At 49.4% G+C, this 25,291-nt stretch carries 24 protein-coding genes; 9 read left to right on the forward strand and 15 right to left on the reverse strand.

Translation table 11 applies throughout. The features are described from left to right. The 3 genes from BTA51_RS04925 to sctC form a co-directional block, all read right to left on the reverse strand. Positions 1-186, reverse strand: a complete 186-nt coding sequence (locus BTA51_RS04925; protein ID WP_094706306.1) for a hypothetical protein — start codon at positions 184-186, stop codon at positions 1-3. A 42-nt stretch (positions 187-228) separates the two neighbouring features. Beyond that, the gene (sctD, locus tag BTA51_RS04930; protein ID WP_094706307.1) at positions 229-1,572 is read right to left on the reverse strand and encodes a type III secretion system inner membrane ring subunit SctD; all 1,344 of its coding nucleotides are present in this window, start codon (positions 1,570-1,572) and stop codon (positions 229-231) included. 140 nt (positions 1,573-1,712) lie between these two features. Further along, positions 1,713-3,479 (reverse strand): type III secretion system outer membrane ring subunit SctC, encoded by a 1,767-nt coding sequence (gene sctC, locus BTA51_RS04935; RefSeq protein WP_094706308.1) that lies wholly within the window; start codon positions 3,477-3,479, stop codon positions 1,713-1,715. A gap of 247 nt (positions 3,480-3,726) precedes the next feature. Between sctC and BTA51_RS04940 the strand changes: the two genes are divergently transcribed. The 6 genes from BTA51_RS04940 to BTA51_RS04965 all read left to right on the forward strand — a co-directional run bounded on the left by BTA51_RS04940 (position 3,727) and on the right by BTA51_RS04965 (position 8,859). Beyond that, entirely contained in the window at positions 3,727-4,767 is a 1,041-nt protein-coding gene (locus tag BTA51_RS04940; protein WP_094706309.1) for a hypothetical protein, read from the forward strand. A gap of 34 nt (positions 4,768-4,801) precedes the next feature. Beyond that, on the forward strand, positions 4,802-5,269 hold the full coding sequence (locus BTA51_RS04945; RefSeq protein ID WP_168188061.1) for a CesT family type III secretion system chaperone: 468 nt from the start codon (positions 4,802-4,804) through the stop codon (positions 5,267-5,269). 302 nt (positions 5,270-5,571) lie between these two features. Continuing rightward, entirely contained in the window at positions 5,572-6,474 is a 903-nt protein-coding gene (locus BTA51_RS04950; RefSeq protein ID WP_168188062.1) for a calcium-binding protein, read from the forward strand. Positions 6,475-6,551: 77 nt separating this feature from the next. Then, positions 6,552-7,499, forward strand: a complete 948-nt coding sequence (locus tag BTA51_RS04955) for a hypothetical protein (RefSeq protein ID WP_094706312.1) — start codon at positions 6,552-6,554, stop codon at positions 7,497-7,499. 56 nt (positions 7,500-7,555) lie between these two features. Further along, positions 7,556-8,122: an RNA polymerase sigma factor gene (locus BTA51_RS04960; protein ID WP_094706313.1), complete on the forward strand. Its 567-nt coding sequence runs from the start codon at positions 7,556-7,558 to the stop codon at positions 8,120-8,122. Continuing rightward, the gene (locus BTA51_RS04965; RefSeq protein WP_094706314.1) at positions 8,107-8,859 is read left to right on the forward strand and encodes an anti-sigma factor domain-containing protein; all 753 of its coding nucleotides are present in this window, start codon (positions 8,107-8,109) and stop codon (positions 8,857-8,859) included. Before BTA51_RS04960 ends, BTA51_RS04965 begins: the two co-directional genes overlap by 16 nt. A 167-nt stretch (positions 8,860-9,026) precedes the next feature. On the opposite strand, the gene BTA51_RS04970 is transcribed toward BTA51_RS04965, so the two are convergent. The 11 genes from BTA51_RS04970 to BTA51_RS05020 all read right to left on the reverse strand — a co-directional run bounded on the left by BTA51_RS04970 (position 9,027) and on the right by BTA51_RS05020 (position 21,896). Next, complete coding sequence (locus tag BTA51_RS04970; protein WP_141215542.1) at positions 9,027-9,683, reverse strand: hypothetical protein; 657 nt, start codon at positions 9,681-9,683, stop codon at positions 9,027-9,029. 58 nt (positions 9,684-9,741) lie between these two features. Then, entirely contained in the window at positions 9,742-12,636 is a 2,895-nt protein-coding gene (locus tag BTA51_RS04975) for a PD40 domain-containing protein (protein ID WP_168188063.1), read from the reverse strand. 113 nt (positions 12,637-12,749) lie between these two features. Next, positions 12,750-13,676: an AgmX/PglI C-terminal domain-containing protein gene (locus BTA51_RS04980; protein WP_094706317.1), complete on the reverse strand. Its 927-nt coding sequence runs from the start codon at positions 13,674-13,676 to the stop codon at positions 12,750-12,752. Positions 13,677-13,690: 14 nt separating this feature from the next. Next, positions 13,691-14,194: a biopolymer transporter ExbD gene (locus BTA51_RS04985; RefSeq protein ID WP_094706318.1), complete on the reverse strand. Its 504-nt coding sequence runs from the start codon at positions 14,192-14,194 to the stop codon at positions 13,691-13,693. Continuing rightward, positions 14,191-14,724: a biopolymer transporter ExbD gene (locus BTA51_RS04990; protein WP_094706319.1), complete on the reverse strand. Its 534-nt coding sequence runs from the start codon at positions 14,722-14,724 to the stop codon at positions 14,191-14,193. Before BTA51_RS04990 ends, BTA51_RS04985 begins: the two co-directional genes overlap by 4 nt. A gap of 19 nt (positions 14,725-14,743) precedes the next feature. Next, the gene (locus tag BTA51_RS04995; RefSeq protein ID WP_094706320.1) at positions 14,744-15,409 is read right to left on the reverse strand and encodes a MotA/TolQ/ExbB proton channel family protein; all 666 of its coding nucleotides are present in this window, start codon (positions 15,407-15,409) and stop codon (positions 14,744-14,746) included. Between the two features lie 55 nt (positions 15,410-15,464). Next, positions 15,465-15,743 carry a hypothetical protein gene (locus BTA51_RS05000; protein ID WP_094706321.1) on the reverse strand — a complete coding sequence of 93 codons (279 nt, stop codon included), beginning with the start codon at positions 15,741-15,743 and terminating at the stop codon, positions 15,465-15,467. Between the two features lie 36 nt (positions 15,744-15,779). Beyond that, positions 15,780-16,640, reverse strand: a complete 861-nt coding sequence (locus BTA51_RS05005; RefSeq protein WP_168188064.1) for a tetratricopeptide repeat protein — start codon at positions 16,638-16,640, stop codon at positions 15,780-15,782. Beyond that, complete coding sequence (locus BTA51_RS05010; protein WP_168188065.1) at positions 16,621-19,464, reverse strand: tetratricopeptide repeat protein; 2,844 nt, start codon at positions 19,462-19,464, stop codon at positions 16,621-16,623. Before BTA51_RS05010 ends, BTA51_RS05005 begins: the two co-directional genes overlap by 20 nt. Then, positions 19,454-21,238 (reverse strand): lipopolysaccharide assembly protein LapB, encoded by a 1,785-nt coding sequence (locus BTA51_RS05015; RefSeq protein ID WP_094706324.1) that lies wholly within the window; start codon positions 21,236-21,238, stop codon positions 19,454-19,456. The genes BTA51_RS05010 and BTA51_RS05015 overlap by 11 nt, the downstream gene beginning before the upstream one ends. Before the next feature lie 4 nt (positions 21,239-21,242). Continuing rightward, positions 21,243-21,896, reverse strand: a complete 654-nt coding sequence (locus BTA51_RS05020) for an AraC family transcriptional regulator (protein ID WP_246840927.1) — start codon at positions 21,894-21,896, stop codon at positions 21,243-21,245. 684 nt (positions 21,897-22,580) lie between these two features. Between BTA51_RS05020 and BTA51_RS05025 the strand changes: the two genes are divergently transcribed. The 3 genes from BTA51_RS05025 (at position 22,581) to BTA51_RS05035 (ending at position 25,013) form a co-directional block, all read left to right on the forward strand. Continuing rightward, positions 22,581-23,354 (forward strand): SH3 domain-containing protein, encoded by a 774-nt coding sequence (locus BTA51_RS05025; RefSeq protein WP_168188066.1) that lies wholly within the window; start codon positions 22,581-22,583, stop codon positions 23,352-23,354. Further along, on the forward strand, positions 23,324-24,061 hold the full coding sequence (locus BTA51_RS05030; RefSeq protein ID WP_094706326.1) for an outer membrane beta-barrel domain-containing protein: 738 nt from the start codon (positions 23,324-23,326) through the stop codon (positions 24,059-24,061). Before BTA51_RS05025 ends, BTA51_RS05030 begins: the two co-directional genes overlap by 31 nt. A 223-nt stretch (positions 24,062-24,284) precedes the next feature. Next, a complete protein-coding gene (locus BTA51_RS05035; protein ID WP_168188067.1) occupies positions 24,285-25,013 on the forward strand; it encodes an ABC transporter substrate-binding protein in 729 nt (242 codons plus the stop codon). Between the two features lie 45 nt (positions 25,014-25,058). Here BTA51_RS05035 and BTA51_RS05040 read toward each other — a convergent pair whose 3' ends face one another. Next, positions 25,059-25,289 (reverse strand): hypothetical protein, encoded by a 231-nt coding sequence (locus BTA51_RS05040; protein WP_094706328.1) that lies wholly within the window; start codon positions 25,287-25,289, stop codon positions 25,059-25,061. Positions 25,290-25,291 lie beyond the last annotated feature (2 nt).

Consider the following 25,291-nt stretch of genomic DNA (forward strand, 5'->3'; position numbering starts at 1 on the left):
TTAATCACCTCTGGTTCCGTTTTTCTTCATCCGGCAGATCACCAGATCCACCGCCTCTTCCAGTTTCGCCAGTTTTCTGAATTCTGACGGCTTACATCCTGTCTTCAGCCTCAATTTCAGACTCCGCTGATAGTCCTGCAGCAGCCGGAGCCACTCATCGTGTGTTCGAGTTTCACTATCGTTCATGGCTCTTTACCGCAATATTGATTATTCAAGACCATATCCCGGCTACTCAGCGCCAGCCCCAACCCGGTATTTCACTAACTCCTTACCTCGCTTCAGGACCACCGCATCCTCCTGCACCAGCTCAAGGTAGAACCCGTTCTTCAGGTGGGATCCGAGACCATATCGGCGACCGTCCGCCAGCACGACATAGGGGATAGATCCAAGACTGACACCACGGATATCAATCACCGGTCTGTTATCAGCCATGACAGCCACATCAATTGAGCTGCCAAAAAGGTCATGGTACTTGCGATTGATTCGTTGCCAGGCCTCCGAGTTTTCCAGCTGGATTTCGGAGGAAATGGATAATCGCCCATCATTGGCATTCACGATCACTTCCTTATCCAGATTTTCCTCCCTAATCCACCGCTGCAGCATCGCAAGGCGGCTTTCCGGATTCTCCACCTGATCAGAAATAGCTGTCAGCCCGGGAATATCAGCCAGCAGAAGCGCCTTTACCCGCTGCCATTTGGCTAAATCCTGCTGGACTCCGCTGATACTCAGTTCACCTGGCAGCACGCCAATGGCGACCACCAAATTGTCCATGTCGAACTGTTTCAGAAGGGTTTCGGTGGAACGCTGAATGCCCTCCATGCTTCTGATATCCAAATCGTATTGAATATTCAGGGTCTGCAGCTTTTTTTCTAATCGACCTGTATCCGTGAATGAGTGGACGTATCCCCTTACCAGCCACTGATTTGAGTTCGACGCAGAGGGTTGATGAATGGCCTCAAGCCCTTCAAACCCAGGCTCACTGAGAACCACTTCGTTAACATCAATGATGCTCGCAGGCATCACCATTCCTGCGTCCAGCCGGCTACTGTTAAACACCACGCCACAAGCGACAAAGAAAACAAATATCGATAGGTTAATGAACACTTTGGAACGGCTGAAATAGCCATAACCATCTCCCGCTTGTTGCGTGCTAGCTGTTCTTTTTTCAATAACCTCCAGCGAGTTTCCCGCTTCTTTTTTCTGGGCACTATCTCCATTATCCCCGGCGACATTCTCCAGTCCGGGAAGCTGAATCTCCGGCCATCCTGAATCGGATGGTCCGAAACAAAAATGGAGCAAGCCCACGGAATAAACCTCAAATGCGATAATTTGTATTGCTCTCTCTGACATCGGTGACCCATGGGTGCTCAAGACCAGAGATTCATCCTCACAGAGCAATCTGATGGTATCGCTCACTTCCAGTTGGAATGCCTCTGCCGGCAATATTCGATCGTGAATCACAATATCGCACTCGTCAGAATGCCCAACCCGATACATCCTGTTTTCGAGGTGCATTTCCGCCCCCGCATGGGGTCCGGAGAGTAGCTTGATAATCCATTTCGCTTTGCTCATGGCTGTCTGATTGCCTGATTAATGTTTAGATGATTCAACTTGCGGGCGAAGATTCCTGTCCTGTTTTTCCAGTGCCCCAAGCCAATGTCTATGGATTTACGATGCTCCACCCTTGAACCTGAAGACATACATCCACCGGTCTATTTAAGCGTCCCATGACGTGGATGAGGCTTGTCACAACTACCGGCCGGGGTCAGAGACATCTGTTCCCGGTAATCCCTGATAATGGTCTCCGCATCACCATTGAGTTCCGGATGAGGATCATCACTGGTGATAATTCTGGGAGAGATCAGGAACAGGCGGGCCTTTTTCTGCAACTGGTTACCGTCGGTTCTGAATAGATGACCCAGAACCGGAATGTCACCTAACAGGGGGATCTTGCGACTGGAATTTGTATCCTGGTTAAAGTAATACCCTCCGACCAAAAGACTTCCCTGATCATTCACCAGAGCCTGAGTGTTGATAACACTCTTGCTGATAGCGGGAATTTCATCCACCGCCTGACCAGTCTGTTGCCCGTCTTCGATATTGATGTCCAACTGGATTTGTGAGCGATCACTATCCTTCACAATATGCGGCGTCACACGAACCACTGAGCCCACGGATACCGGGAATAAGTCCACCTCCCGCTCCCCCACCAGACGGACATAGAAAGTCGTACTGTGATCAAGAACCGCTTCGATATTGTCCTGGGTGAGGATGGTGGGTTGGGATAAGACACTGGCATCGCCTTCTTCAGATAAGGCTCTGATGCGGGTGAGAAAGAGATCCTGGGTATTGTCCAGTAACGTTGAAAAACTGGCTCTCTCTCCGACGATGAACGAAAGCTCATTCACCTGACGTGGCAGGACGCTCTCAGAAAAATCCGCATTGGTAAAACTACCGTTGCTGCCATTGATCTGCCATTCGAAGCCCATTTCATCCAGCCGGTCCGTGCTGACATCAATAATGGATACCTCAATTTCCACCTGGCCCCGAGGTTGATCCAGTGAGGCGATAAGCTCTTCGTACAGAGGCATCTTTGATTTGCGGTCGTGGACAATCACCGCATTCAGCCGCTCATTGGCCACCACATAACCTGATGCTTCCTGGCCTCCAGAACGGCTACCATCTCCGTTGTGCGGCCCACTATAAGGCGTATTATTATTCCGGGTGTCATCAGAACGGCTATGCTCTTGAACCAACCCTGTTCCTTTCAGTTTTGGCACTGTTCTGGATGGCGGGGAAACAACTTCAGTCTCCGGAATGCTTCGACCGAGAATAGACTGCAGGGTTGTGGCCACGCCGGGAACAAGAACCTGCTGCCCATCAGTATCGATTCGACGGTCGTCTGCCCAGGCATGCTTGAGTTCAAATACCCTGACAACATAAACATCGTTGGTCGGGTTATCCTCGCTCTGTAGCAAAATATCAGCAACCTCCCTGACCAACTGTGTATACCGGGGAGGCCCGGAGACCATCACAATTCCTTCCTGCACGATCGCTCTTAAAGTAAAACGCCGATCCAGAACACCAAGATCCGCCAACGTGTTAATTAATCGCTGGGAAGAAACAGACTGGAGGTGTATCAGATCAGTCTCCACTTCGCTGGTGTCGTAGACATAGAGGACCTGGCCATCGTAATACCAGAGCAGGCTGTGAATTTTGGCCAGCCGGTCAATGAAATCCCTGGCGGAAGCTTTCTCAAAATTCCCATTGACCACTCCCTGAACTTTATCGCTGATAACGATGGGGGTATTAATGCTGGAGGCAAACTGTTGCAGTAGCTCCCGGATGGGCTCGTTCTCCGCGTAATGGGCATAACTGAGCTTCGCCCAGGGCCAGCCGGCACCATGCGCCTGAGCACCGAAAAACAGGATTACCAATACGATTAGTGACAGTACCCGCCTCATCATCTTACCCATCATCTGTGGAGGCCTTGCAGCCTCATGGAGAAACTTTGGTTAGGGCTAGATTAGGTTTTGAAGTGAACAGGCAATATCAGCCTACCGATGTATTTGTCACAGATATCCGATATTGGAGAGGAGAGTTCTTTTATCAAACCAGCACGAAGGAATAATTGGAACACGCCTGGAATTTAGATCGACTGATATATTTCTTCACTGGCAACGGTCCTTATGCTGATGTTTCCACCAACACTAAGAGGGCCGATTAATGCTATCTTCCATTACGCCTTTCCGGGATATGAAGGAAGCCATCCAGAATTTCCCAGCGACTGTCTGGAATCAGATGACCGGGGGAGGTAATGTGCCTCCGCCTCAAATTCCTGTTCATAACCCTACGTATCCAAAACGAGCCTTTGTTCAGGGACTTCAACAGCAATACACAGCGCCTGCCCAAAGCCCTGTAGCCAATCAGCATTTGGACAACACCAACACAAGAGCGGCCTGGGAGAGAGACCGGGCCCTAGTAGAAAAATTGCTAGGTGAAACCCCTAATGCTCGGAACAATCTGGAGCTATTTGCTGGATTGCTGTGTTCACGAGTGGAGGCGATGCCACCTGAAGTCAAAAATCGAGTCAATGCCTACAGCTCAACCTTTTCCTATGGACTGCATGATATCTTCCATCAATTAAGCCCTGCCGGTGCAGTGGAAGCCTTTCAGGCAGAGTTCAGACAAAACGGCATGAGTGACAAGGCTATTCACATTTTGGGAGGGTTAGCGGTCATCGTCACTGACGCTGATAAAGCGACAACGAGAGCCGCAGCAGCCCAAATCCAAAATCGGCAAACTCACAACATCATGGCTCCCGGCGTTCACGAGAGTTCACGTCATCCATTTCATTTTTGGCATAACCTGACGCATGGAAATATTCGAGGAGCAGTTAACGCTATCTATGAGGGGATACGTGAAAGGAACAACGCTCTTCACGGAGCGACAGCTCAGGGGAATCAATTACCGACAACCATGTTCGGCTCTTCTGCCACCATTATGAAAGTGATGCAGCAGTGTGAAGTCATGGGTATGGATGAGCCACAATCCAGAACCGCTGCATTAGCAGTAGCACAACATTGGCTCGATAAGCGATTGGATTACTCAAATGACGGGCATTCCTTGGTCGAGCTGTTAAATGGAGTAGAAGCTTACTTCAATGGTGATCCTGACATTGCTAACCAAAATGCGGAACAAGAGTTAGCGACACTGGGAAGCGTCTCGGACAATCCTGGGACAGGTTTCCAACCAGTCCAATACTAATTCCCAATGCACTAACTAACGAATGGAGAAAAACATGTCAGTTACAGAAAATATTAATGAATGGCTTGGTCTGTTGGGAAAAGATGCTGGAGCAACTTTCAGACTGGATGAAAATGACCAATGCGTTCTTGCATCGGAAGATGGATACCAGGTAGGTATTTACGTCCCCGATATTAGCGGCAAGGTCTATTTCACCTCAGAGATTATGGAGCTGCCGCAGGAAAACTGCGAAGCTTATTTGCTCAACAGTCTGGCGCTCAATCTGTTTCAACAGGTTACCCAAGGCGCTGCGGTTAGCTACGACCCCAGTTCCAATTACCTCATTTTGAGTTCCACCCAGGATATGCAGTCAAAAGACTACGAGGCATTTGAGGCGACATTGAACAACCTTGCCGGTATCGCAACTGAAATCCGCGAGAACCTGCGCGAATTGGAGCACCATATGCCCACAGGAACTCCTCAGTCAGAGCCGAATGAGTCCTCCGGGATGATTCGAGCTTAACTAAGGGCAAGTTTAACTAAAGAGTATTTATCCCCCCAGAGGCTCCGCCGGAGTCTCTGCCCCACCCTATCAAGCCTCTTAACCTGCCTGTTCAGCCTTATTGATTGGCTTGATTCGTCTGCGCCTGGAGTTTGAGTTACAGGTAAATATTGTAATAGCGATTATCTCACCCCAAGCCTCCCCATAAAAAATTCACGCTCAATGTAACTTTTCTTCATGCGGTGTCGTAAATGGGAAGACGGCCGTCAACAACAACTTTCAACCACTTATTTGAAATTGGAAAACACGTAATGGGTAAATGTATGAATATGACGCAGACATTGTTGGCGACCGCGCTCTCCCTCGCTCTAATAGGCGCATCTCTGTATAGCCGGGCCGACATCGTGGTGGGTAACGACCTGAATTCCGCCAACGGTGCCAATGAGGCAATCAACCAGCTGTATTCCGCAAACAGGGGGACAAACGGCGGTGGCGACCAGAGCCTGCAGTTTGGTGATGTGGTTTATGGTACTGAAGGCGAAGACCTGCTGATCGGAGGCTTGGGAATTGATGTGCTCTTCGGTTACGCAGGAAACGACATCATTATTGGCGGTACTGAGGACTTTAACAGCTCTAATCGTGACCGCGCTTTTGGCGGTCAGGGCAATGATATTTTCGTCTGGACTCCCGGTGACGGTAACGACTTTTTCGATGGCGGGGAAGGCGAGGACATCCTGCTTGTCACTTTGGTTGGAGAAAACACCGATGAATCAGGCGAGACTGATGGCGCTCCATTCTTCAACGTCAGCCCCCCCGGGACTCCCGGCAGCCAAGACTTCGACGGTATATTTACCGAACCCGGCAGTATCGTCCCAACTATCGATATTCTGGCCGCTCCCGGTTTCTGCGAAATTATTGATAACGCCAATGGCGATCTGACCCCACTAAATATTGATCATCTGGTTCAATTTGTCCTGCGCAGTCCCGCCAATGCCTTTGAAACCGCCGTAGCCGCTGATCCAGATATCGATCAAAGCACCTTGGACACCGGTTTAAGAATATCAGTACACCTGAAAAACACCGAGTTCCTGGTTTGTGCCTCAAGAGACGGAACAGAAATAGAAGCGTTCGATTTGACTCAGACACCTCCACAAAAGGTATCGCTCGACAGCTTGCCGGAGACTGCCGCGAGTACGTCTCGTGTCGAGATCCCTGAATTGAAATAAGCGACTTCGATTATTCGCATTGAAGTCGCCAACACACTTTTTATCTCTATCGAGTCACAATAGATCAAGGAATCAACATGATTAGCACCAAACACTCATTGATTAGCACTTTCTTAATGACGCTGATTGTCAGCGGCTGTTCAGATCATAATGGCGTCAACCGAAATGATGACGAGGACAATAGCGCCGGTAATGCGAAGAGCTTTACCTTACTCCAGGGTAATGATCTGAATACCAAGAGCTCGGCGCTGCTTTCCTTCAATCCTGGCGGTCCTGGAGGCTCTTCCAATCAAAGCTTGCGTGCCGGCGATATCCTCCAGGCAGAAGAGTCTGAAGATTCTATCCTGATCGGCGGTCTGGGTGTGGATGTATTGCTGGGCGCTTCCGGCGACGACATCCTGATCGGCGGAACCGAAGACTTTAACTCCAGCGTTGATGGTGACAACAAAGGCGCAGATAATCGGGATCGCGCTTTTGGAAACGGAGGCGACGACGTATTCATCTGGGCACCAGGTGACGGTAGCGACTTGTTCAATGGAGGCGAAGGCACCGACGTATTGATTCTGGGACTTATCGGTGAGCAGCGGGATAGCGACGGTACGACCGAAGGAGCCCCCTTCTTTAACGTCAATCCACCCGGGAGAGATGGCAGCCAGGACTTTGACGGTATTTTCCTGGATGAAAATAATTCCCCGGTGGTCAGCGTTTCAACCTCTCCCGGATTTTGTACTATCGTGGATAGCGGCACCAACGCTACGGAGCTGGAATTGCTGAATCTCGACCATATCGTCAGATTTACATTGAGAGGCGTGGCTGAGGATTTTGAAGCTGGCGTCAGAACAGATGATGACGGCTTGCGCGTTGCGATCAGCACCAAGGATGTTGAATACGTGGTTTGCGCTCCCAAAGTCACTACAAATGGTGACGCAGTCGACAATGTTGAGGTATTGGACCTGACAACCACCCCGCCACGGTTTGCATTACTCTCGGAGTTACCTGATCATGTTGCCAAAATGATCCAGTAACGAATGTACCCTGCCCTGGGCTAACGCCTCAGGGTGGGGCGTGGTTTGGAATTGTCATGGAAAAAGCCTTCGACCCGGACGTACTTGAAAAGCTGTTGGCCCGAATAGCACTCAAAGATCAGGAAGCCTTGGAACAACTCTACAAGAGAGTATCGCCAAAGCTGAACGGTGTCGCCATGATTTTGCTCCATGATGCAGACCTTTCCAACGATGTATTACAGGAAACCTTTCTCCAGATCTGGAACAAAGCCGGTGAGTATCGACGTGGCCTCAGCGAACCCATGACCTGGATGACTTCATTACTGCGTTACAGAGCGCTGGATAAATTGAAATCCGAAAATCGCGAGCAAAAGCGACGGGAACAGCATCAGGAGATCCAACTTTTGTTTAACTCCGATGTCTCGGGTTCTCCACTGGCTGAGATATTGCACAAAGACAGTAATAACCGGCTGCATAAATGCCTGCAGGCTCTGGACGTATTAAATCGAAATGCTATTTTAATGGCCTATTATTATGGCTATAGCCGGGAAGACATTGCCATTCATATTGAGAAACCCATCAATACTGTCAAAGCCTGGCTCAAGCGAGGCCTTGGGAGGTTAGCACAATGCCTGGGTCGCTGAGATACGAAGAGCCTGAGCTCCAGGATCGGCTGGCATCAAGCTATGTCGTCGGAACCATGCGTGGCAAAGCCCGCAGCCGGTTTGAAAAAATCATGGGGGAACGCCCGGATATCGCAAAACGGGTTCGCCAGTGGGAAGACAAGATGCAGCCGCTTCACGAGGCGACCAAGCCTTTGTCTCCCCAGAAAAGAACCTGGTCCAGAATTACCGCAGCGATTAACCATACTTCGGACCAGGTCATTGAAAAACTTCTCAGCAAACTCAGATTCTACAAGTATCTGTCTGCGGCGGCTCTTTCTATTGCGCTGGTTATTGGGGTTGTTTCCGTATCGACTGTCATCACATCACCGGCCGTTGTTTCTCCTACCGGTATTAACTATGTGGCAGTACTGGAAGATACCAATGCCCAAGCCATTATGGTCGCGACACTGAAGAAAACGGATCGACTCCTGTCCTTCGACATACTCAAGAAGCCTCAGGTACCGGACAACACCACTCTCCAGCTTTGGGCTGTCTCTCGTGAAGATGGCAGCACGGCCAGTCTGGGAGTACTGGAACTGAAGGGACATGTTGAGAAAAATCTGACCAAGCCCGAGTGGGCGCTCATCAAGAACGCCGAACACCTGATTGTTTCTATTGAATCAGCAGGAGGTTCCTCCAACGGCCTGCCAAGTACGCAACTGGTCGCCAAAGGGTTATGCGTGAAGGTTCAAGACTGGCAAAGCAAGGCCGGATAGCTGAATAGCTGAATAGCTGAATAGCTGAATAGCTGAATAGCTGAATAGCTGAATAGCTGAATAGCTGAATAGCTGAATAGCTGAATAGCTGAATAGCTGAAAGATAAAGGCTCGGAACCAACAAATAAAAAAATAGACATCCCTGTCAGGCATCCCTGCCGATCGCTTCAATTCCGGAATAAATACCATTTGATGGTTTCGTAATCCTGTTGACTGATCAGCCCCTCTTTATACAGGCGTCGCATTTCGGTTACCGCGATAGGGATTAGCTGCTTGCCTCCCGGCAAACTGAGTCTGGCTTCCTCTATGTTCTCCTGAAGCTTGATAACCAGAGACTTCACCGTATCCTTGTTTGGCTGATTGGCCTCCAGGCTAAACAGGGGAATCTCACTCCCCACAGCCAGGAATTCGTACTTATTCACCTTCAGGCGAACTGCCAAAGCCGCGACTAAACAACTTAAAAGCAGGGTTGGAATCAGCCATAACGGATCGATATCTGTGACGGCAAATACGGTGATCGTCCAGGCCAGTAATAGTGAAGACAATAACCAGAGTGTCCACTTAAAATCCTTCACGATTCTTGGCCGGGATTGTAGAAAAGACATATCAATCACTGCCTCAACCTCCCGCCCTTTTCTGTCAGTAGTTTTTACCTCCAGGTATCGCTGGTTAAAGCGGCTGTATGTATGAGTTCGCCCATCCCGTGTGACCTGGATAATCCTGTCCTGAACCTTCCAGTGTTTTTTCTCTGGAATCGCAGCAGCTTTCACTTCGGACTGGGCGCCCGGTAAAGTGAAATGATCAAGGTTTATGGTATTGCTCATATTGGCGGTCATTACCTTTACTCTTTGTTATTGATCTTATCAGGTTGCATCATCAACCTTAGGGAAGAACAAAACTGTCGGCGTTGTTGTAGTAGTGGGCTCCACTATCCAACCACTCTGCAATCAGTCTGAGTTCCGCCTCGGTGAGCATTCCCATATGCTCCGGCGTGCTTCCCCCACCACTACTGCTTGAAGCATCCACTTCGTATTCATCATCATCAGGATCATCGTCAAACATGCTGAAGAAACGAGCGCTGGCGATCGCTCCACGGGCGCTCATCAATCGACGGGTAAAACAGACATCAGGATTCGGTAAAACCGTCAGCTCCCCCTCAACACCATCTGGGCAGTCTGTGTTCGGATCAACTTCGATCCAATCGCCATCAACGTTCTTCTGGTAGTAGTCCGGTTTGAATAATTCCACATAGGACTGCACCTGACGCGGGTCCCAAGGGGCCGGATCACCACCGAGAAGCAAATCACCACCGGAACCACCACCTCCCGGACATTTGTCCTGAGGATTATTGTCGGCTTTGTCATGGCAACTGGTACAGGATTTCACATCACCGGAAGGAATGGTACGACAGGCATCCCATATCGGCTGGATGTGCTCCAGATAGTTAATGGTCGCCTTACAATCGGCATTCCAATCCGTCAGACAGGTCGAATTATTCACCGGTACCGGTGTGGTCAAATCAGCATAGGTATTACTGAAGGCCAATGAGTCATCCGGTGGATCGCTCCAGAAATCCTCAAACGACAGAATATTGGCCCAGGTCGCTGGAATTTGTCCCAAATAGTCGACCAAGGCCTCTGCCATTGTATCCTGCCAGTTAATCGCACGAATCAATGGATTGGCGTTTGGAAAGGCCATGCCGTCACCCGGGGCTCCAGGGTTTGCGGACGCCAACTGAACATCCGTACGGGCATGGGGAATATCGTTCTCCGGATCATGGCAGCCGTTGCAAGTCAGCACTTCATTCTTCTCCAATAGCAACGAGGCCGGATGCTTCACCAGATAGTTATAGTTGTAATCCGATCTGCCGATTAGATCGACACGCTTCCCATATTTATTAACCACTTCGAAGACAAAACTGGTTTCCGCGGGCACTTTCACCATTGCCGAACCATCAGGTTCAACCATGGCATAGGAGAGAACATCGAACAAACCACGGCCGCCTGAACCCAATATCGGTGTTAAACCGAGCTTGGTGTTACTACCGTCCGTGGGATTCAGCACCGAATTATTCAACACCTCCTGCTCAAGATCGCCGGGGATACTGCGTTTCCCCAATACCCGAATAAAGCGCTCGGAACGATCATCCGGTCGAGTCAAACTTGGATCGCGCATGGTCACAATCCCGCCTTCCGGCGTGGCCATATCCACGCCATCACGATCGTACACACTGCGAATACTGAATGCCGCTGAGTTATCGTCAAGCAATTGATCGAGTTTGACCCCGGTATACGGGTGAGCCCGATCATTGTATGCCCCTATGGCAATATCGGTATACAACGCCTGGCCCTGACCTTTAACCACAGGCAAACGGGTATTGCTACCAGGGTCTACCGCCCAAATTCCATACTGGGGATCACTGATGTTTTCTTCTGAAGCATAGCCCTGGCATGGGGTCGTCAAACCATCCACTTTCACAAGGCACTGAGCCCAACCGGCCAGCAGGCGTCCTGTTCCATCGTTATATGGAGCCACCCCGCTGTACCAGCCGTTAGGGGAAACCTGATTGGGGTAGAAGTTAACCAGCCCGGGGGTCATCGATTCTTCAGCTTCACCGGTAATGCTGTCATCAACAGGCCTGTCAACGGCATAGAAATTCTTGCTATTGATCTTGACCACGTCGCCACCGTATATCGGATTATAGATATGGCGCATGATGGTGATGAGATTACCATCAGGAAGTGGAATAGGATCCATATAGTTGATGAAGGAAGCATCAGAAAACTCTTCATGCAAACTGCCGAAATAACGGTGCAGATTACCCCCGTTAGGAGTGATTCTGTACAGGCTGAAGACGTCCTCAACAAAAATCCTTTCGGTGGTTGTGCTGCCCTCTATGGAAGCCCCACACTTATCATCCACGGTCCATTCTTTAGGTTCGTCCAGTCCTGGGGGAAACCCGCTCCCATTACCCTGGCCGTAGCCCCCGCCATGGGGATGAGTGTTGAAATTGGGATCGTCGATATTTTCCAGGGTACAGTCTTCAAGGACTTCGTAAATGCGTCCAAATCGAATGAAGACCACCTGACCATCATCCATCGTGCTGGGTTCAATATCGTGAAATGCCCCAAAAGTAATCTGCTCAATATTGGAACCATTGGAGTTCATCACATGAAGTAATGACGCCGGCTCATCAAAATCCTCAATGTATTCCCTGATATCGGAGACCCGGTAATCTCCCTTGGAAACCTGCCTGTCTGAGGAAAAAATAATACGGCCGTCATTGGTATATGTCGGATTCGTATCATTACCAAGATTCGCCGTTTCGTTGTCTGCAATAACTCTGCGAACACCACCACTGGCGAAGTTATATTCATAGATATTCCAACTGCTGTGTGCCGCATTTCCGGAAGGTCCATGCGCAGCAAATACCACCTTGTCGCCATCAGGAGAAGCATCCAGATCCTTGACGTCATATGAGCCTCCACCGAAATAGGAGGTCAGTACATCCTTCTCTTCCGAGTCCAGGGCGATCCTGTCACGGACCATCAACCGGGCTCCAGGATTGAACTGGTAAGGAGCTCTGGGATCAAGCGGGGGCCTCAAGTTCAGAGATGAGGTGTCACCCATAGCCGGAAAATCTCTGACCACATAGGCAAATGGACGGTCAGAGGCAATCCCCGTTGCTTCGGTCAATTCACCTTCACAGCCACTGAGGATCAGGGCGGTCAGCCCAACCCACGTAATGACCATACACTTCTTTAGTAAAGTGCCCATGACACTCCTCCACCCCTTATTAGAGATCACCTCAAAAACGGTAGACGTCCCTGCATAGGGATCGTCGTACCGTTCTTGCTTCTTATTGATACAGTCCATACAGCGTCAGATGTTTAACCTGGTAGAAAATCAAACTTGTAGTTCACCGGTGTTGTGGCGACATCTTCTGCCCCAAAGGAAATCATCTGAATCCTTGCGAGCAGTTTGATTTCAAGTTTGTTGTCCCCCAATTGACTGCTGACCAGGTTGATGGCTGATATACTTCCATCAGGCTCAATCACGATATGAAAGACAAACTTACCTTTCAGGTTGGGATCACTACGCAATGCGCGGTTATACAGCGCGTAAATAGCCCCTTTGTGCTGCTCAAAGACCCGTCTGATCGATTCCATATCACGGCCACCATCCACCGTCGAACGGTGAGAGCCACCACCTTTGCCACCACCTCCACCGGCGCCACCAATAGGGCTTTCCACCGTCGAGGTCGAGTGACCGGCGAGTTGAGTGCCTGACCCGGTTCCGTTCATTACGGAGCTACTGACGCCACCACTGGTTTGTGTAGCGGTAGTCGCACCGAGGAGGGAACGAGCGCTCTTCTGGGCAGCACCGGACTCAACATTGGTATTCTGAGCCTGCAGCTTGGCAACGTTCACAGAGCTTCTTAGAGAAGAAAGCTCATTGGCAAACGCAGCCACTCCCATTTTGGACACCTTCTCCTTTGCCGCCTTCACTTCCTTTTTCGGAGCCGTGACCGGCTTCTCCTGCGCCTTTTCCGTAGGCTGCTCCTGAACTTCCTGAACGGGAGGGGGAGGCGGTGGTGTCACCTGGCGTTGCTCAATCAATACTTTGGCCAATGCCGGTGGAACGCGCTCCTTTTCAGCACGGTCAATTTCCGGAAGCGGCAGCCATGGAAACAACAAGGCAATGAGCAAAAGCAGCAGCAACAGCCGCTTGAGAATTTTCTTAAAACGGTCGTCTTCGTCCTGGCTTGACTCCCAGGGCAAAGCAAACTCGTATGGATTTAGTGCTAATGTCGTCATCTAAGCCTCTCAAACTACGTGCTGCTTGATGCAACTCTGGATACCGCCATGGACAGATCCCGGTAATTAACTTTGGCGCAACTCAACATGACACGTTTCAGGATCTCATAGGGAACTTCCTGATCGCCCAGAATCGTCACGGCTCTACCGGCGGCCTTTTCTTCTTCCGTCAGTTCAGCACGCTTGGATGCCTGATAATTCAGTTCATCCATCAGGCCTTTGATCAGACCATTGCTGCTTGTGACCTCCTCCATTGTCGCAACCGGTCGGCCATCAACCAGAATATCTTCTGCTGTAATCATGACGGTGATGGTTTCTTCGGGCTGCTGTTCTGCGGAGGATTCCGGTAGCTCAATATCACGGTTGACCTTAAGGATCTCGTTATTTCCCGAATTGAGCAGCAGGAAGAACACCAGAATGGTAAATATGTCCATCAGCGATACCAGGTTCAGCTTGGCCGGTTTCATCAAAGGATGGCGGCCTCCCTGGAGCTTGAAAGAGACAGGTTTAATATTCATGATTTACCCTTCTTTTTGGGTGCATCGCCCAATGAAATTTCGGGGAAAAGCTCCACATCCACCAGGTCTGTCACCACTACGGTCTTCGCCATTCGAAGCGTATCCATGGTGGAGACAATTGACTGGTAATTCACACCAGCCTCAGACAGTAACAGCGCATCGCGCTTGTCGATGGATTTAGCCGCCAACTGCTTCTTGATCTCCTGCAGAACAGCAGACAAGGTTTTGTAGTCGTGCCGGCTGTCGACCTCCCCGTCGGTCTCCTTTTCAACATTGGGAATGCTTTTCACCAGATTTCCACTGGGGTAATACACTTCAATTTCCGCTTTACGAACAACTACTTCCAGCTGACGGTTTTCTTCACCGCTCGCTGTGGCAGCCCCCGTAAGTTCAGGTAGATTGAGCTCCAGAATCGTGATGTGATTGAACACCATGCTCATCAGCAGTACCGGCACCAATACGATCATCAGGTTCATGAACGCGGTGATATCGATATCCGCTTCTTCCTCTTCTCTACGGTTTGAAAACATGGTTAAGCTCCGTCACAGATCAATCGTCAGACTCACGGGTGGCAACCACGGAACGGTTCCCACGGACTATAGAGTTCAGGAATTTCACACCTGCCATTTCAATACTCTCAATGATTTCCATGGTTTTGCTTTGCAACAGAGAGTGGATCAGCAATAGAGGAATGGCGGAGATCAACCCGAAGGCGGTCGTGTTCATGGCAACCGAGATAGACTGTGACAACAGAGTTGCCTTGTCCGCAGGATCTGCATTGGCCACCGCGGTAAATGCCGCGATCAAACCGATGATGGTTCCCAGCAGCCCCAGCAAGGTCGATACGTTCGCCAGGATGGAGAGGTAGTTGGTCCGTTTTGACAAACGGGGAATACTTTCCATAACACCTTCCTGCATCGCTGCATGTATGTCATCACGACGAGGAGAAGCCCGCATGGTATCGAGCGCCACAGACATTAACCGACCAATAGCGGACGTGTTGTCCTGGGCAAACTTCTCTGCCTCATCATACTGACTCTGGCTAACGAGTGGGTGAAGGTGCTTATAGGCGGATTTATTGGCGGACAAGGCTCGCTTGAGAAATACCCAGCGCTCAACTGATATCGCTAATCCGATGATCAGTACCAGTGCGATTGGGTACATGAAAGCACCACCTTCCTGAAAAAAGGAAACGATCATTGTATAAAAGTTCATTGGCGTAACTCCGAACTACAAACGGTTGAATAAGGTTGTTTTCGTTTAATTGGTTTTAGTTATTCGAGTCAGCTGGTTGTTCCAGCTTGAGCTCGTTGTAAAATTGCATCGTCCTTGAATGGATATCCCGATCCACGACTTCAAATACCTTTCCGGATACTGATGTAATGGATCGATATAACTTCTCCGGGCCTTCCGGCGGCTTCCATGGAATGAAGTAACTGACCGAAGGCTGTTCCCGGTCTCCGACAAATGTACTTTCCAGATCAACGCTATCTTTCCCAGCCGCCCAGCAGGTTTTCCCAGTAAGAAGAACCACTGACAAAACGGCCACTACGGGAGCGCCTGATAACCTACCTCCTCTCACGCATCACCCCTTTTCTTCAGTTTCCGGCTTGGCTTCCGTTTCACTGGAAACTCCTCCGGACTCAGCCACAGGTCGTTGTGGCGGATTATCGATAAAACTCTTTTCTATACCTGTGCGCCTTCGAATCTCGGCAAGCCAGTCTTTTACCTCCTGACTCTTGCCTCCGATCAGGAAGTCGTATGCCTCATAATGGGGTTGCGCCAATTCAGGCTTGTTCAGGTACAGGTCGTATAGAATGGCCAGGTTGAGATGCGCATCCGGACAGTCTTTCCAGACGTTCAATACCGCCATATAGGAGTCATGGGCACCGTCAAAATCCCCTTTCCGCCGCTGGTGCAGAGCCAGCGATATATAAGCATTGATATTGAGCGGATTAATTTCGATGGCTTTCTTGAAGGCTTTCTCAGCCTTGGCTTTGTCCTCACGAATATCCGCTATCAGACCTAGCTTGACCCAGGGTCCGGAGAGACTTGGGAATTCACGGGTTATTGCCCTGAAAGCAATTCTCGCATTCCGATATTCTCCCTTTTGCATTTTCCGATCGGCTTCCTGGAACGCTTTTCGGGCAGCCTCGGGTATCTGAATGTTTTGCTTCAGGTACGGATTTGGGGAAGGTTGATACGTAATTTTATTGCCTTCCGGGGTATATTCCTGGTGTGGCAGGAAGCCAGATTGATTTCGATCCACATCGAGCTTGCTGACGGCAGAAGCTTCATTATTCACAGCAGAAGTGCTGCTTTTCTGTTGCTCAGGAGCGGACGCTGAATCCGTTACCGGCAGTTGGCCCATAGAGGCACAACCGCTCATGAAAACGATACAGGCGATCCCGATTGGACGTAGTGTGTTAATAGATACCATCGCCATATGCCAATTGGATCTCCTGTTTGTTGTACCGTGCCGGAGACAGCTTGGCCATGGCGGCAAAACTTCTCTCGACCCATGAGTTGAGATAACCATCCCAGGATCTCTGAATGTTGCTTTGATGAATCTCTATGGCCAGATCCTCAAATGGGATGGCCTGCTCTTCCAGAATAATTTCGTACTGCTGCATCTCCAGCGCACTCAGCCCCTTCGGACGCGGCGCATCCATCAGCTCGCGGGCAAACTGGCCATAGAGGTCTGCAATATTGAAGGTTGCTCTTGTCGTCTGGTCCAGCACACCGTATTCAGCCGCCTTTTCATACCGGTCCAGAGCGTTCTTCAGCTTCTCGTTCTTACGTGGAATACTCTTGTTCAGGGGCGCACGGAGTGAGACACGATTGAACTCGGTCCGCCAGTAGTCCCCGTATTCGGCATTCGCCCAGGCTGCCAGCCATTTTGAGCGTTCTGTCTGTTTGCTTCCGGCATTGTTATGTCCGTCAATGACCCGGCGCAGCCAGTACAGATGACGATTGAGGTCGTCGTTCTTCTTATACAGATAGGCCACGTGGTAGCGAGCCTCCATCCGGGTATCGAATGGCTCCTCATAATCAAATGCCCATTTCTTGAATTGCCCTAAAGCCTCCATTTCCTTGCCGGCCTTTTCATTAAGCTCAGCTGCAAGGAACAGCGCGTCACGCCTGACATCAGCGGCTGCATTACTGTGGTAAATATTTTCATATTCCATCGCCGCCATTTCCCATTGCTCATCCTGCTCATAGGCATAGGCAATCTTTTGGGGCAGCTTGGCAGCCAGTTTGTGGCGGGGGAAAAGCTTGCGCAGTTCGTTCATTTCAACCAATGCAGCTTCCCAATTCTCCAGGGTCATCAAATGAGTTGCAGCATCAAACTGTGCCACGACACGAACATCGGTATTGGGCGCCTGGGCCTTGATCCGCAGAAACTGATCAACCGCTCCCTGCATATTGTCATTGGCCAGCTCCAGTTCACCCTGCTTGTAAATGGTCACGGCCATTCGCTCTGTGACCTGACGATACTCCTTACTGTTGGCGGCGATGAACCTTAGCTGGTCACGATACCCCTGCTCGGCAGCCGGGTAGTTTTTCAATTCATACTGGCAGTGGGCAATGACGCCATATGCCGTACGGTTTAGCTCCGGATCCACCTTACCGTCTTTGGATACCACGGAAGTGGCCACTTCGAGGGCTTTTTCATAGCGTTTAAGTTTGAACAGCTGCTCTGAGGTATTCGCCAACACAGAGGCAGAACGTTCGTCCGAGCGGAATGTCTGAACAAAGCGCAACTGACTATCAACACTCTTCGCGCGCCAGGCCATCATTTGCTCGCTGTCTTCGCCCGCGCGGGATTTAATGAGCTCAGCCTCTTTCTGGTAGGCCACTATGGCCGCATAGCCTGCCTCAGCACCGTATTTTGGATTTTGTAATTCATAGGCCGTGCGTTCGTAATCAGCTATCGCGGCAGGGTAGTCTTCCCCGTCAAATGCGGCTTCGGCACGCATGTAGACCATTTCAGGAACTTTGGGATCCTGGGGGAAAGTCTGCATATATTCCCCATAGAATTCTGCGGCTTTCAGGAAACTGACCTTCTGTTCTCTGGATTTAGCCGCCGCGTCTCCAGCCCCTTTTGCGTCAGCCAGTTCACGCTTCAGACGCTGACCGCTAGCGTGGTAGTGACGTGCCAGTTCATCAATATAAGTTTTAAGATTGGGCACCACTTTCGCTTTAACATCATCAGACTTAGTGCGCCAGAAATCAGACCGAATACCATAATTGCGGACATAGTTTTCTTTTTCTGGCAACGCCTGCTGAGAGAATTCACCGTCGACATAAGCCCTGATCATTTCCGCATGCATTTCCGGCGCCCGGTCGGAATCGGGGTTCTGCGTCACAAAAGCGCGAAACGAGGAAGCAGAATCCTCATAACGCTCTTTCTCTAGATAGTGCTGTCCAAGGCTGGAATAGAGTATCCAGGTATATTTCGCACTTTGAGGACGCTTGGCGAATGTTGCCGCAATCTTTTCGGCTCCACCGGAATAGGCAAGGCTGATACTCATGACCCGAAGTGTATCGTCTACCAGTGAACGGTTAACTGTATCCAGCTTTTCAATTTTCCCGTCTTCCGGTACCAATCGGTCAAGGACCTCCGCAAAGGCGTCCAGGCCACCGTCGTAATCGCTCAGCTTGAATCTCACCCAACCCAACAGATAATAGGAGCTGTTCAGGAATGCCGATTCCTGCCCAATTGAAATGACCGCCTGATAAGACTTTTCAGCCTCTTGATACTCTTTGTGACGGAAATGAATATCGCCATTACGGAAATGAACCTCCGCAAGACGTGGTGATTCAGCGTATTCCCCAATAAAGCGGTACAACACCTTCTGCGCCTGCTGATCCTGACCGTTAAGATCATAGGCCTTGGCTAACTGATATAATGATTCCGCGTTATCAGGTGAATCAGGGTATTTTTCGATAACCTCCTTATAAGAGTTGATCGCTCCTGAAAAATAGCCGTCATCGGAAGGTGTCACCCCCAACAATTGCTGATAATCACCTTCCATCATATAAACGCTGGCAATCCTGCGTTCAATCTGCTCCTTTAAGCCAGAGTCTTCAACGATCTCCAACAGCTGGCGATATTCCCTTCTCACCTCTTCATGCCCGACTCTCGGTAAGGGAATATCCTTTAAGGCAACGTCATTATTTTGCTGGAGTTTTCCGATGGTGGTCTCTTGCTGCATCAGGCCACAACCACTGAGCACCACGAACAGAGCCAGTATGCTATATCGCATGTTGACTCTCCCCGGATTCCTTTTCAGCATTGACAGATGAGGTATTCATCGATGCCTCATCAGAGCTCAATGAAGGTTCCGAAACGTCAAGATCTTTTAGGGAACGATCAAGAATGCGCACCTTCGCCAGCTGGGCTTCTATCTGATAATGTTTCAGACGCTCTTCATGGATATCAAGTTCTGTCGAAACCAGAGTCAGCATGACCTTTTCAAGCTTGGCGATCAGATCATTGGCATACTTCTCCTTACGACTCACTGTCGCCATCAGGTTTTCAACCTCAGCCTGATAGCTGCTTTTGGCCACAGGTCCAGACTCTTTCACACCATTCAACATGGCATGAGTCCTGCCCAGCTCATAGTTCAGATCATCCAATACCCATTGAACCTTTTGACGATCCTGGGGTGAAAGACTGGATACTCTATTCGCCAGAGCTTTCGCTTTGGCATTGGCCTCTGCTGCCTGTTGAGAAGCTTGACTGAACTGCTGAGTTGATTGGTGGCCTTTTAAGCCTCCCGCACGAGCGCGCAATATGACTTCGAAATCACTTCTCCGTGCTTTCCACTGCCGCAGATTATTGCGAATGGCATACAGATCCCGCAGATCTTTCAACACAGATTGAAAGCTGTGATCGGACATCAACTCTACGAGAAATGGCGAGAGTTTATTGAGAGACACTGATGGTGCTTGTCCGAACCAGTCACTCTCCCCGAGTACCTTATCAAGGTTACGAACGAACAATTCCATCATATCGGCCTGTTTCAGGCTGACTCGTGCTGACTTGATCCAGTCAAGTGCATCACCGTATTGAGTGTCTGCCTCAATAAATCCCATGGCAGCTCGCCCATTCAGGTTCAGTTTTTCGTACACATAAGGCCGTAACAGAATGGCTTCCTGCACTTCGGGCAGGGCTATTGATCTGGTCACCAAAGTATTCAAAGGCGCCAGCGCTTCTTTAAAATCCCCTTTATTGACAGCCAGCCAACTGGCCCCAAGCAGCCCGCGGTTAGAATAGGCGCCATGGCTCTTTACCTGCTCCAACTGAAGCTTGGAATCCGCCAGATCATCGTTTTGTGCATAAAGGAAAGATAACGCCATGTATGCTCGGTCTGACAGGCGGGATAACTCTTCGCTGGCACCGTTATAAGCGATCACTTTCTTAAGAGAATTGACGGAACGATCTATCTCAGCATGTTTACCAAAGGCGATCCCCAGGTTGAAATAAAAATACGGGGCATAAGAGCTGCTCTCGTCAAAACCATCGACAATAGTGTCACTGACGTTAAAGTAACCCAGTTTGATATTCACCAATGCCGCGAGATAACGGTATTCGGGATCTATTTCTTCTGGAAGGCGACCGTTGATATTGGCAAGGTTGGCAGCTGCCCGATTTGTATCTCCACGCAGATACTGCATTTTCCCCAGGTAGAACCATGCCCGGTTTCGCGCCTGTTCTGAAACATTGCCTTCAACAACGCGGGTAAAGATGTCCTCTGCCTGTACATCGAGACCATAGGAGAGACTGACACCGCCTTTCAGCAGCTCTGGATAATTTCCATGGCCCGAAATTCCTCCTTTCTCCTCGGCGTATGCGTATTCCACCAGCGTGTCGAAATAATTCTGCTGGTAAAACTGGAAAAGTATTGCTCCGTATTTAAGATCCTTTACTCCCTGGGCATGCGCGGCCGTACCGGAAATACATACCGTTGCTGCAACACACCATGCAGCAAAATTTCTGCATAGGGATTTAGGTTGAAGGACCAGACCGTACCACATGCTGTCACCATTCCCTGATACTGAATTCTGGCTGTTGTTTGGCTTCAGAATCTGCAACCTGCAGCTCTAGATATTTCGGTCCGGATTCCTTATTGAATTTCAGTGTTGCACCCCGATTGAACTCACGTCCGTTAGGACCCGATCCGATAAAAAACGCAGAAATGGTATGTTCACCGGTATCGACATTACCAAGATGAAGCTTGTGCATCCCACCTTTCGCCAAAGCCATTCTCTCCTGGTCGCTGTACAGGTAGCTGGCCACAACCTGGCTATCGACTTTCAGCCTGACACCTTCAAGCTTGAAGAATTCTCCAACATCCAAAGAAAGAAATACGTTTAGCCGGGTATTGGCAGGAAACAGCATGTCCTCTTCCATTACACGCAAGTCTTTATTCAGCACGACGACAGACTGTTTAAGTTCCTGTATCTCACGGGACAATTCATTTACCGCCTGTTGAGCTTTCTGCCGGCTGCGCTCCACTGAGAGCGGGGTTTCAATAATTCGCTCGACGGCCGGAATACTTCCCTCTTCCGCATCAGCAGCATACGAATGCAATCCGGACAGACTTATAAGTCCGGCCAACAGCATTCTGATTAACGAGCCGGTAAAAGCCCTTAAACCCATTACGACAGGTCTGGATACGACACCGTCCACCATAGTTCTCCTCTGCCAACATCCGGCTAGTAGAATTCAACTGAATTTGTACAGGCGCATTGAATATCAGGCGCAAACTGACCCGCCTAATCCAATAGCTGTTTGAATTGACTGGGGCTCATCCGGGTAGCCCTGTCGTTAGGAATGAATTTCTCTTTGAGGTGTTCTGGTCTCTTTGGACCTTGCCCTTGTGGTATTGGCTTTATGTATCAACCAAACTCTTTTGGGATTATTTTCCCAATTACGCTAACATAGAGTTTTCCAAAAGACTCGCGTTTTCCTCTCCGGATTTTTGATTATGTGAACTATTTCTGAACTTAAAAAAATGATTCTTGAGAGGACTCAAGTTGCTTGGCAGGATGCGACGCATATACGTAACACCCTGTTTTTATTGATATATTTTGTTACAAAAGAAACATTTCTTTACACAGAGGTATCTCAGGAGAGAGATTTAATTCCATACAAAATGGTGCCGAAGAAGCCTTTTCAGGCCTCAGATGAGCTACGAAACCGATGCAAGTCCAGTAGTTAGAAAAATGTTTCCACAGCCAATAAAACCAGGTACCTGATTAATCCATACTGAGAGCCTGAAATAGGTTATTAAGCTGTATGAAACTGTTCCCAGGCATAGCATTTTTTAAAATCCTGTTGGCTCTTTTTAAGAGCCGATTGTGTGGAGTGGTAGTGATGACAACTGCGGCTCTCATTATTATTCCAACATCTGCTTCCGCTCTGGACCTGGATTTTCTTGACCCGGATGAAATGTTCAACTCACTGTTCGATGGCAACGATCAGCCAGTCACTCTTCGAGTAGCAGACCCCTATATTGAGATGCATACCGCCCCTGGTCGTGGCTACCCTATATTCAATGTTATAGAAGAAGGCGAAGAGGTCGTTATTCTGAAGCGCAAGACCAATTGGTATAAGGTCATGTCGCCTGATGGCCAGGAGGGATGGGTAAAAGCCGAGCAGCTCGGACGCACTCTGAAGCCCACCGGAATTCCCGCAGACCTGCCGGAGGTCACCCATGGAGAATATCTGACTTCAAGTTGGCGGGCAGGATTTACCGCAGGTCAGTTTGAGGGGGCCTCAAGTTTCAGTCTTACCTTCGGCTATCGTCCACTTACCTGGGCAGGATTGGAACTAGAAGCCGGAAAAATATACAGCCGCTCCGTCACCAGTGACTACTACAGCATGAACCTGTTGATTGAGCCGATCCACCAATGGGATATCACCCCCTATCTGACTCTGGGAGCCTCAAAGTTTGCATTTGATGCCAGGCAAAAAGTGCTCGTACAGGGTACGGAGGAAGCCGACGCTTTTTCCATCGGCGGCGGAGCAGGATACTACATCGGCCGCAACTTTCTCATCCGTGCCGAATATCGGCAGTATTCAATTTCTTCAAATTCCGATACAACAGGTTTAAGTGAATGGAAAATTGGACTCAATACTTTCTTCTGATGAATTATTTCACTCGGAAGATAACACAATGCGGTATTTACCTCCCTCTCCCCCGATTGGCCATACAACTTGCTTTGTTGTGCGCAATGGGAGTTCCGTTGGCAGCTAACGCCGATGACGCTCCGGCGGATGCAGACAAGCCTGCGCCAGTGCAGGTTATAACTCCGGAAGTGAAGACCCGCACCATCGAAGAATCTGACATCGATACAGAATTCTTTGAAGTAGGCCTCTTCGCTGGAATGCTCAGCATCGACAACTTCAGCAGCGAGCCAATGTATGGGGTCAGCGCATCATTTCATGCCACCGAAGACTTTTTCATTCAAGCCAATTATGGTCTGGCAACGGCAGGCCTGACATCATTCGAAGAGCTCAGCGGTAGTAATGTTCGCCTGTTGACCGAAGACGACCGGGAATATATCTACTACGACTTTCTTCTCGGATACAATGCTTTTCCTGGAGAGATTTTCTTCACCGATCGTCTGGCATTCAATTCCGCCATTTATCTGGTTGGAGGTGTCGGCAATACCGAATTTGGCGGCGAGAATAACTTCACCACCATCGCAGGAACCGGCTACAGGATAATCTTCCGGGATTGGTTGGCCTGGCATGTGGATTTCCGCGACCATATGTTCACCAGCGACCTTATCCGACAATCACAACTGACTCATAATATTGAGATTTCTTCCGGTATAACGCTGTTTTTCTAGTGACACTAAAAGAGAATATTCCGCCATTACCAGGCGGAGTATTCTCTCTCACGACAGCACACTGCGTATATTTGTGAACCAGTACTCACTCAGCCCTTCGTTTCAGTCCACAACCGACTAATTTTTATCCAGCACCGACCTCTGGCCCGGTGGCCTAACGACAAATCTCCCGAAACCTTATAGTCTTGCCAGTCTCATTGCCCTGATGACAGAGGTACAGGACATGGCTAAACGCATACTGCTGATTATCCTAAGTCTGTTTGCAACTCTGGCAAACGCTGAACAATTACTGGTCGGTGCGGAACACAGCTGGCCACCGTTTATCGGAAGGGATCTGAAAAAAGAAGGACTGGCGACAGAAATAGTGCGCCAGGCTTTGAAAACCCAAGGCTATGAATTTCAGATGAAATGGCTGCCTTGGAACAGAGCCATCCAAGGAGTTTCGGACTTGAAATACGACGTCGTTCCAGGGGCCTGGTATACAGATGAACGCAATAAAGAGTTCATATTCTCAGATCCCTACCTTTCAAATCGTATTGTGTTTATAAAGCGGGTGGACGATCCGTTCGAATACGAAGGACTGGAATCCCTGACCGGAAAGAATATCGGAACGATTAAGGAGTACGGTTATCTGGAGAGTTTTATGACCGCGGACAGCTTCTCTCGAAAAGAAGCACGTCGGTTATATATCAATCTACTCCGCCTAACCCAAAAGAAAATCGATCTTGCACTTGAAGACGAAATTGTTGCGCGGTCAATCATCAGGGAACAGGCTTCGAGCCTGAAAGACGATATAACCTTTACGCAAAATGCACTGTCCACCAATGATCTCCATCTGATCATCAGTCGAAAACACCCTAAAGGTCAGGAAATCATTAAGGCATTTAACCAGGGTCTCGCTACCATTAAAAATAACGGTACCTATGACCGAATCTTTGAAGAAATGCTATAAGCCCGTTAGTGACCGACGTGAGACTCCTCTGGTGGATTGAGGAGTCTAAAAAGCAATCTGAGCCTTCCTGAAGCCTAATTCTTTAAGAAGGGAAAAGAGAGCTTCCAGTTCGTCGGTCACGATTGGCTGATCATCGTCATCAGCAATAATAAAACTCTTTCCACTTTTCTCGATGATCATAATGAACCATTGAGTATGGTCTGAAGGATTTCGTAGCAATTCCGCAGCAGCCAACATTCCTGCTTCGGCCAAGGTTTTCGCATCTGCAAGTTTCATTG

Source organism: Hahella sp. CCB-MM4 (assembly GCF_002260525.1).
Taxonomy (GTDB): Bacteria; Pseudomonadota; Gammaproteobacteria; order Pseudomonadales; family Oleiphilaceae; genus Hahella.

What these genes read in the sequence shown, in the direction of transcription:
- BTA51_RS04925 (WP_094706306.1), bottom strand. Translation starts at nt 186, where the DNA reads ATGAACGATAGTGAAACTCGAACACACGATGAGTGGCTCCGGCTGCTG.
- sctD (WP_094706307.1), bottom strand. Translation starts at nt 1,572, where the DNA reads ATGAGCAAAGCGAAATGGATTATCAAGCTACTCTCCGGACCCCATGCG.
- sctC (WP_094706308.1), bottom strand. Translation starts at nt 3,479, where the DNA reads ATGATGGGTAAGATGATGAGGCGGGTACTGTCACTAATCGTATTGGTA.
- BTA51_RS04940 (WP_094706309.1), top strand. Translation starts at nt 3,727, where the DNA reads ATGCTATCTTCCATTACGCCTTTCCGGGATATGAAGGAAGCCATCCAG.
- BTA51_RS04945 (WP_168188061.1), top strand. Translation starts at nt 4,802, where the DNA reads ATGTCAGTTACAGAAAATATTAATGAATGGCTTGGTCTGTTGGGAAAA.
- BTA51_RS04950 (WP_168188062.1), top strand. Translation starts at nt 5,572, where the DNA reads ATGAATATGACGCAGACATTGTTGGCGACCGCGCTCTCCCTCGCTCTA.
- BTA51_RS04955 (WP_094706312.1), top strand. Translation starts at nt 6,552, where the DNA reads ATGATTAGCACCAAACACTCATTGATTAGCACTTTCTTAATGACGCTG.
- BTA51_RS04960 (WP_094706313.1), top strand. Translation starts at nt 7,556, where the DNA reads ATGGAAAAAGCCTTCGACCCGGACGTACTTGAAAAGCTGTTGGCCCGA.
- BTA51_RS04965 (WP_094706314.1), top strand. Translation starts at nt 8,107, where the DNA reads ATGCCTGGGTCGCTGAGATACGAAGAGCCTGAGCTCCAGGATCGGCTG.
- BTA51_RS04970 (WP_141215542.1), bottom strand. Translation starts at nt 9,683, where the DNA reads ATGAGCAATACCATAAACCTTGATCATTTCACTTTACCGGGCGCCCAG.
- BTA51_RS04975 (WP_168188063.1), bottom strand. Translation starts at nt 12,636, where the DNA reads ATGGGCACTTTACTAAAGAAGTGTATGGTCATTACGTGGGTTGGGCTG.
- BTA51_RS04980 (WP_094706317.1), bottom strand. Translation starts at nt 13,676, where the DNA reads ATGACGACATTAGCACTAAATCCATACGAGTTTGCTTTGCCCTGGGAG.
- BTA51_RS04985 (WP_094706318.1), bottom strand. Translation starts at nt 14,194, where the DNA reads ATGAATATTAAACCTGTCTCTTTCAAGCTCCAGGGAGGCCGCCATCCT.
- BTA51_RS04990 (WP_094706319.1), bottom strand. Translation starts at nt 14,724, where the DNA reads ATGTTTTCAAACCGTAGAGAAGAGGAAGAAGCGGATATCGATATCACC.
- BTA51_RS04995 (WP_094706320.1), bottom strand. Translation starts at nt 15,409, where the DNA reads ATGAACTTTTATACAATGATCGTTTCCTTTTTTCAGGAAGGTGGTGCT.
- BTA51_RS05005 (WP_168188064.1), bottom strand. Translation starts at nt 16,640, where the DNA reads ATGGCGATGGTATCTATTAACACACTACGTCCAATCGGGATCGCCTGT.
- BTA51_RS05010 (WP_168188065.1), bottom strand. Translation starts at nt 19,464, where the DNA reads ATGCGATATAGCATACTGGCTCTGTTCGTGGTGCTCAGTGGTTGTGGC.
- BTA51_RS05015 (WP_094706324.1), bottom strand. Translation starts at nt 21,238, where the DNA reads ATGTGGTACGGTCTGGTCCTTCAACCTAAATCCCTATGCAGAAATTTT.
- BTA51_RS05020 (WP_246840927.1), bottom strand. Translation starts at nt 21,896, where the DNA reads ATGGTGGACGGTGTCGTATCCAGACCTGTCGTAATGGGTTTAAGGGCT.
- BTA51_RS05025 (WP_168188066.1), top strand. Translation starts at nt 22,581, where the DNA reads ATGACAACTGCGGCTCTCATTATTATTCCAACATCTGCTTCCGCTCTG.
- BTA51_RS05030 (WP_094706326.1), top strand. Translation starts at nt 23,324, where the DNA reads ATGGAAAATTGGACTCAATACTTTCTTCTGATGAATTATTTCACTCGG.
- BTA51_RS05035 (WP_168188067.1), top strand. Translation starts at nt 24,285, where the DNA reads ATGGCTAAACGCATACTGCTGATTATCCTAAGTCTGTTTGCAACTCTG.
- BTA51_RS05040 (WP_094706328.1), bottom strand. Translation starts at nt 25,289, where the DNA reads ATGAAACTTGCAGATGCGAAAACCTTGGCCGAAGCAGGAATGTTGGCT.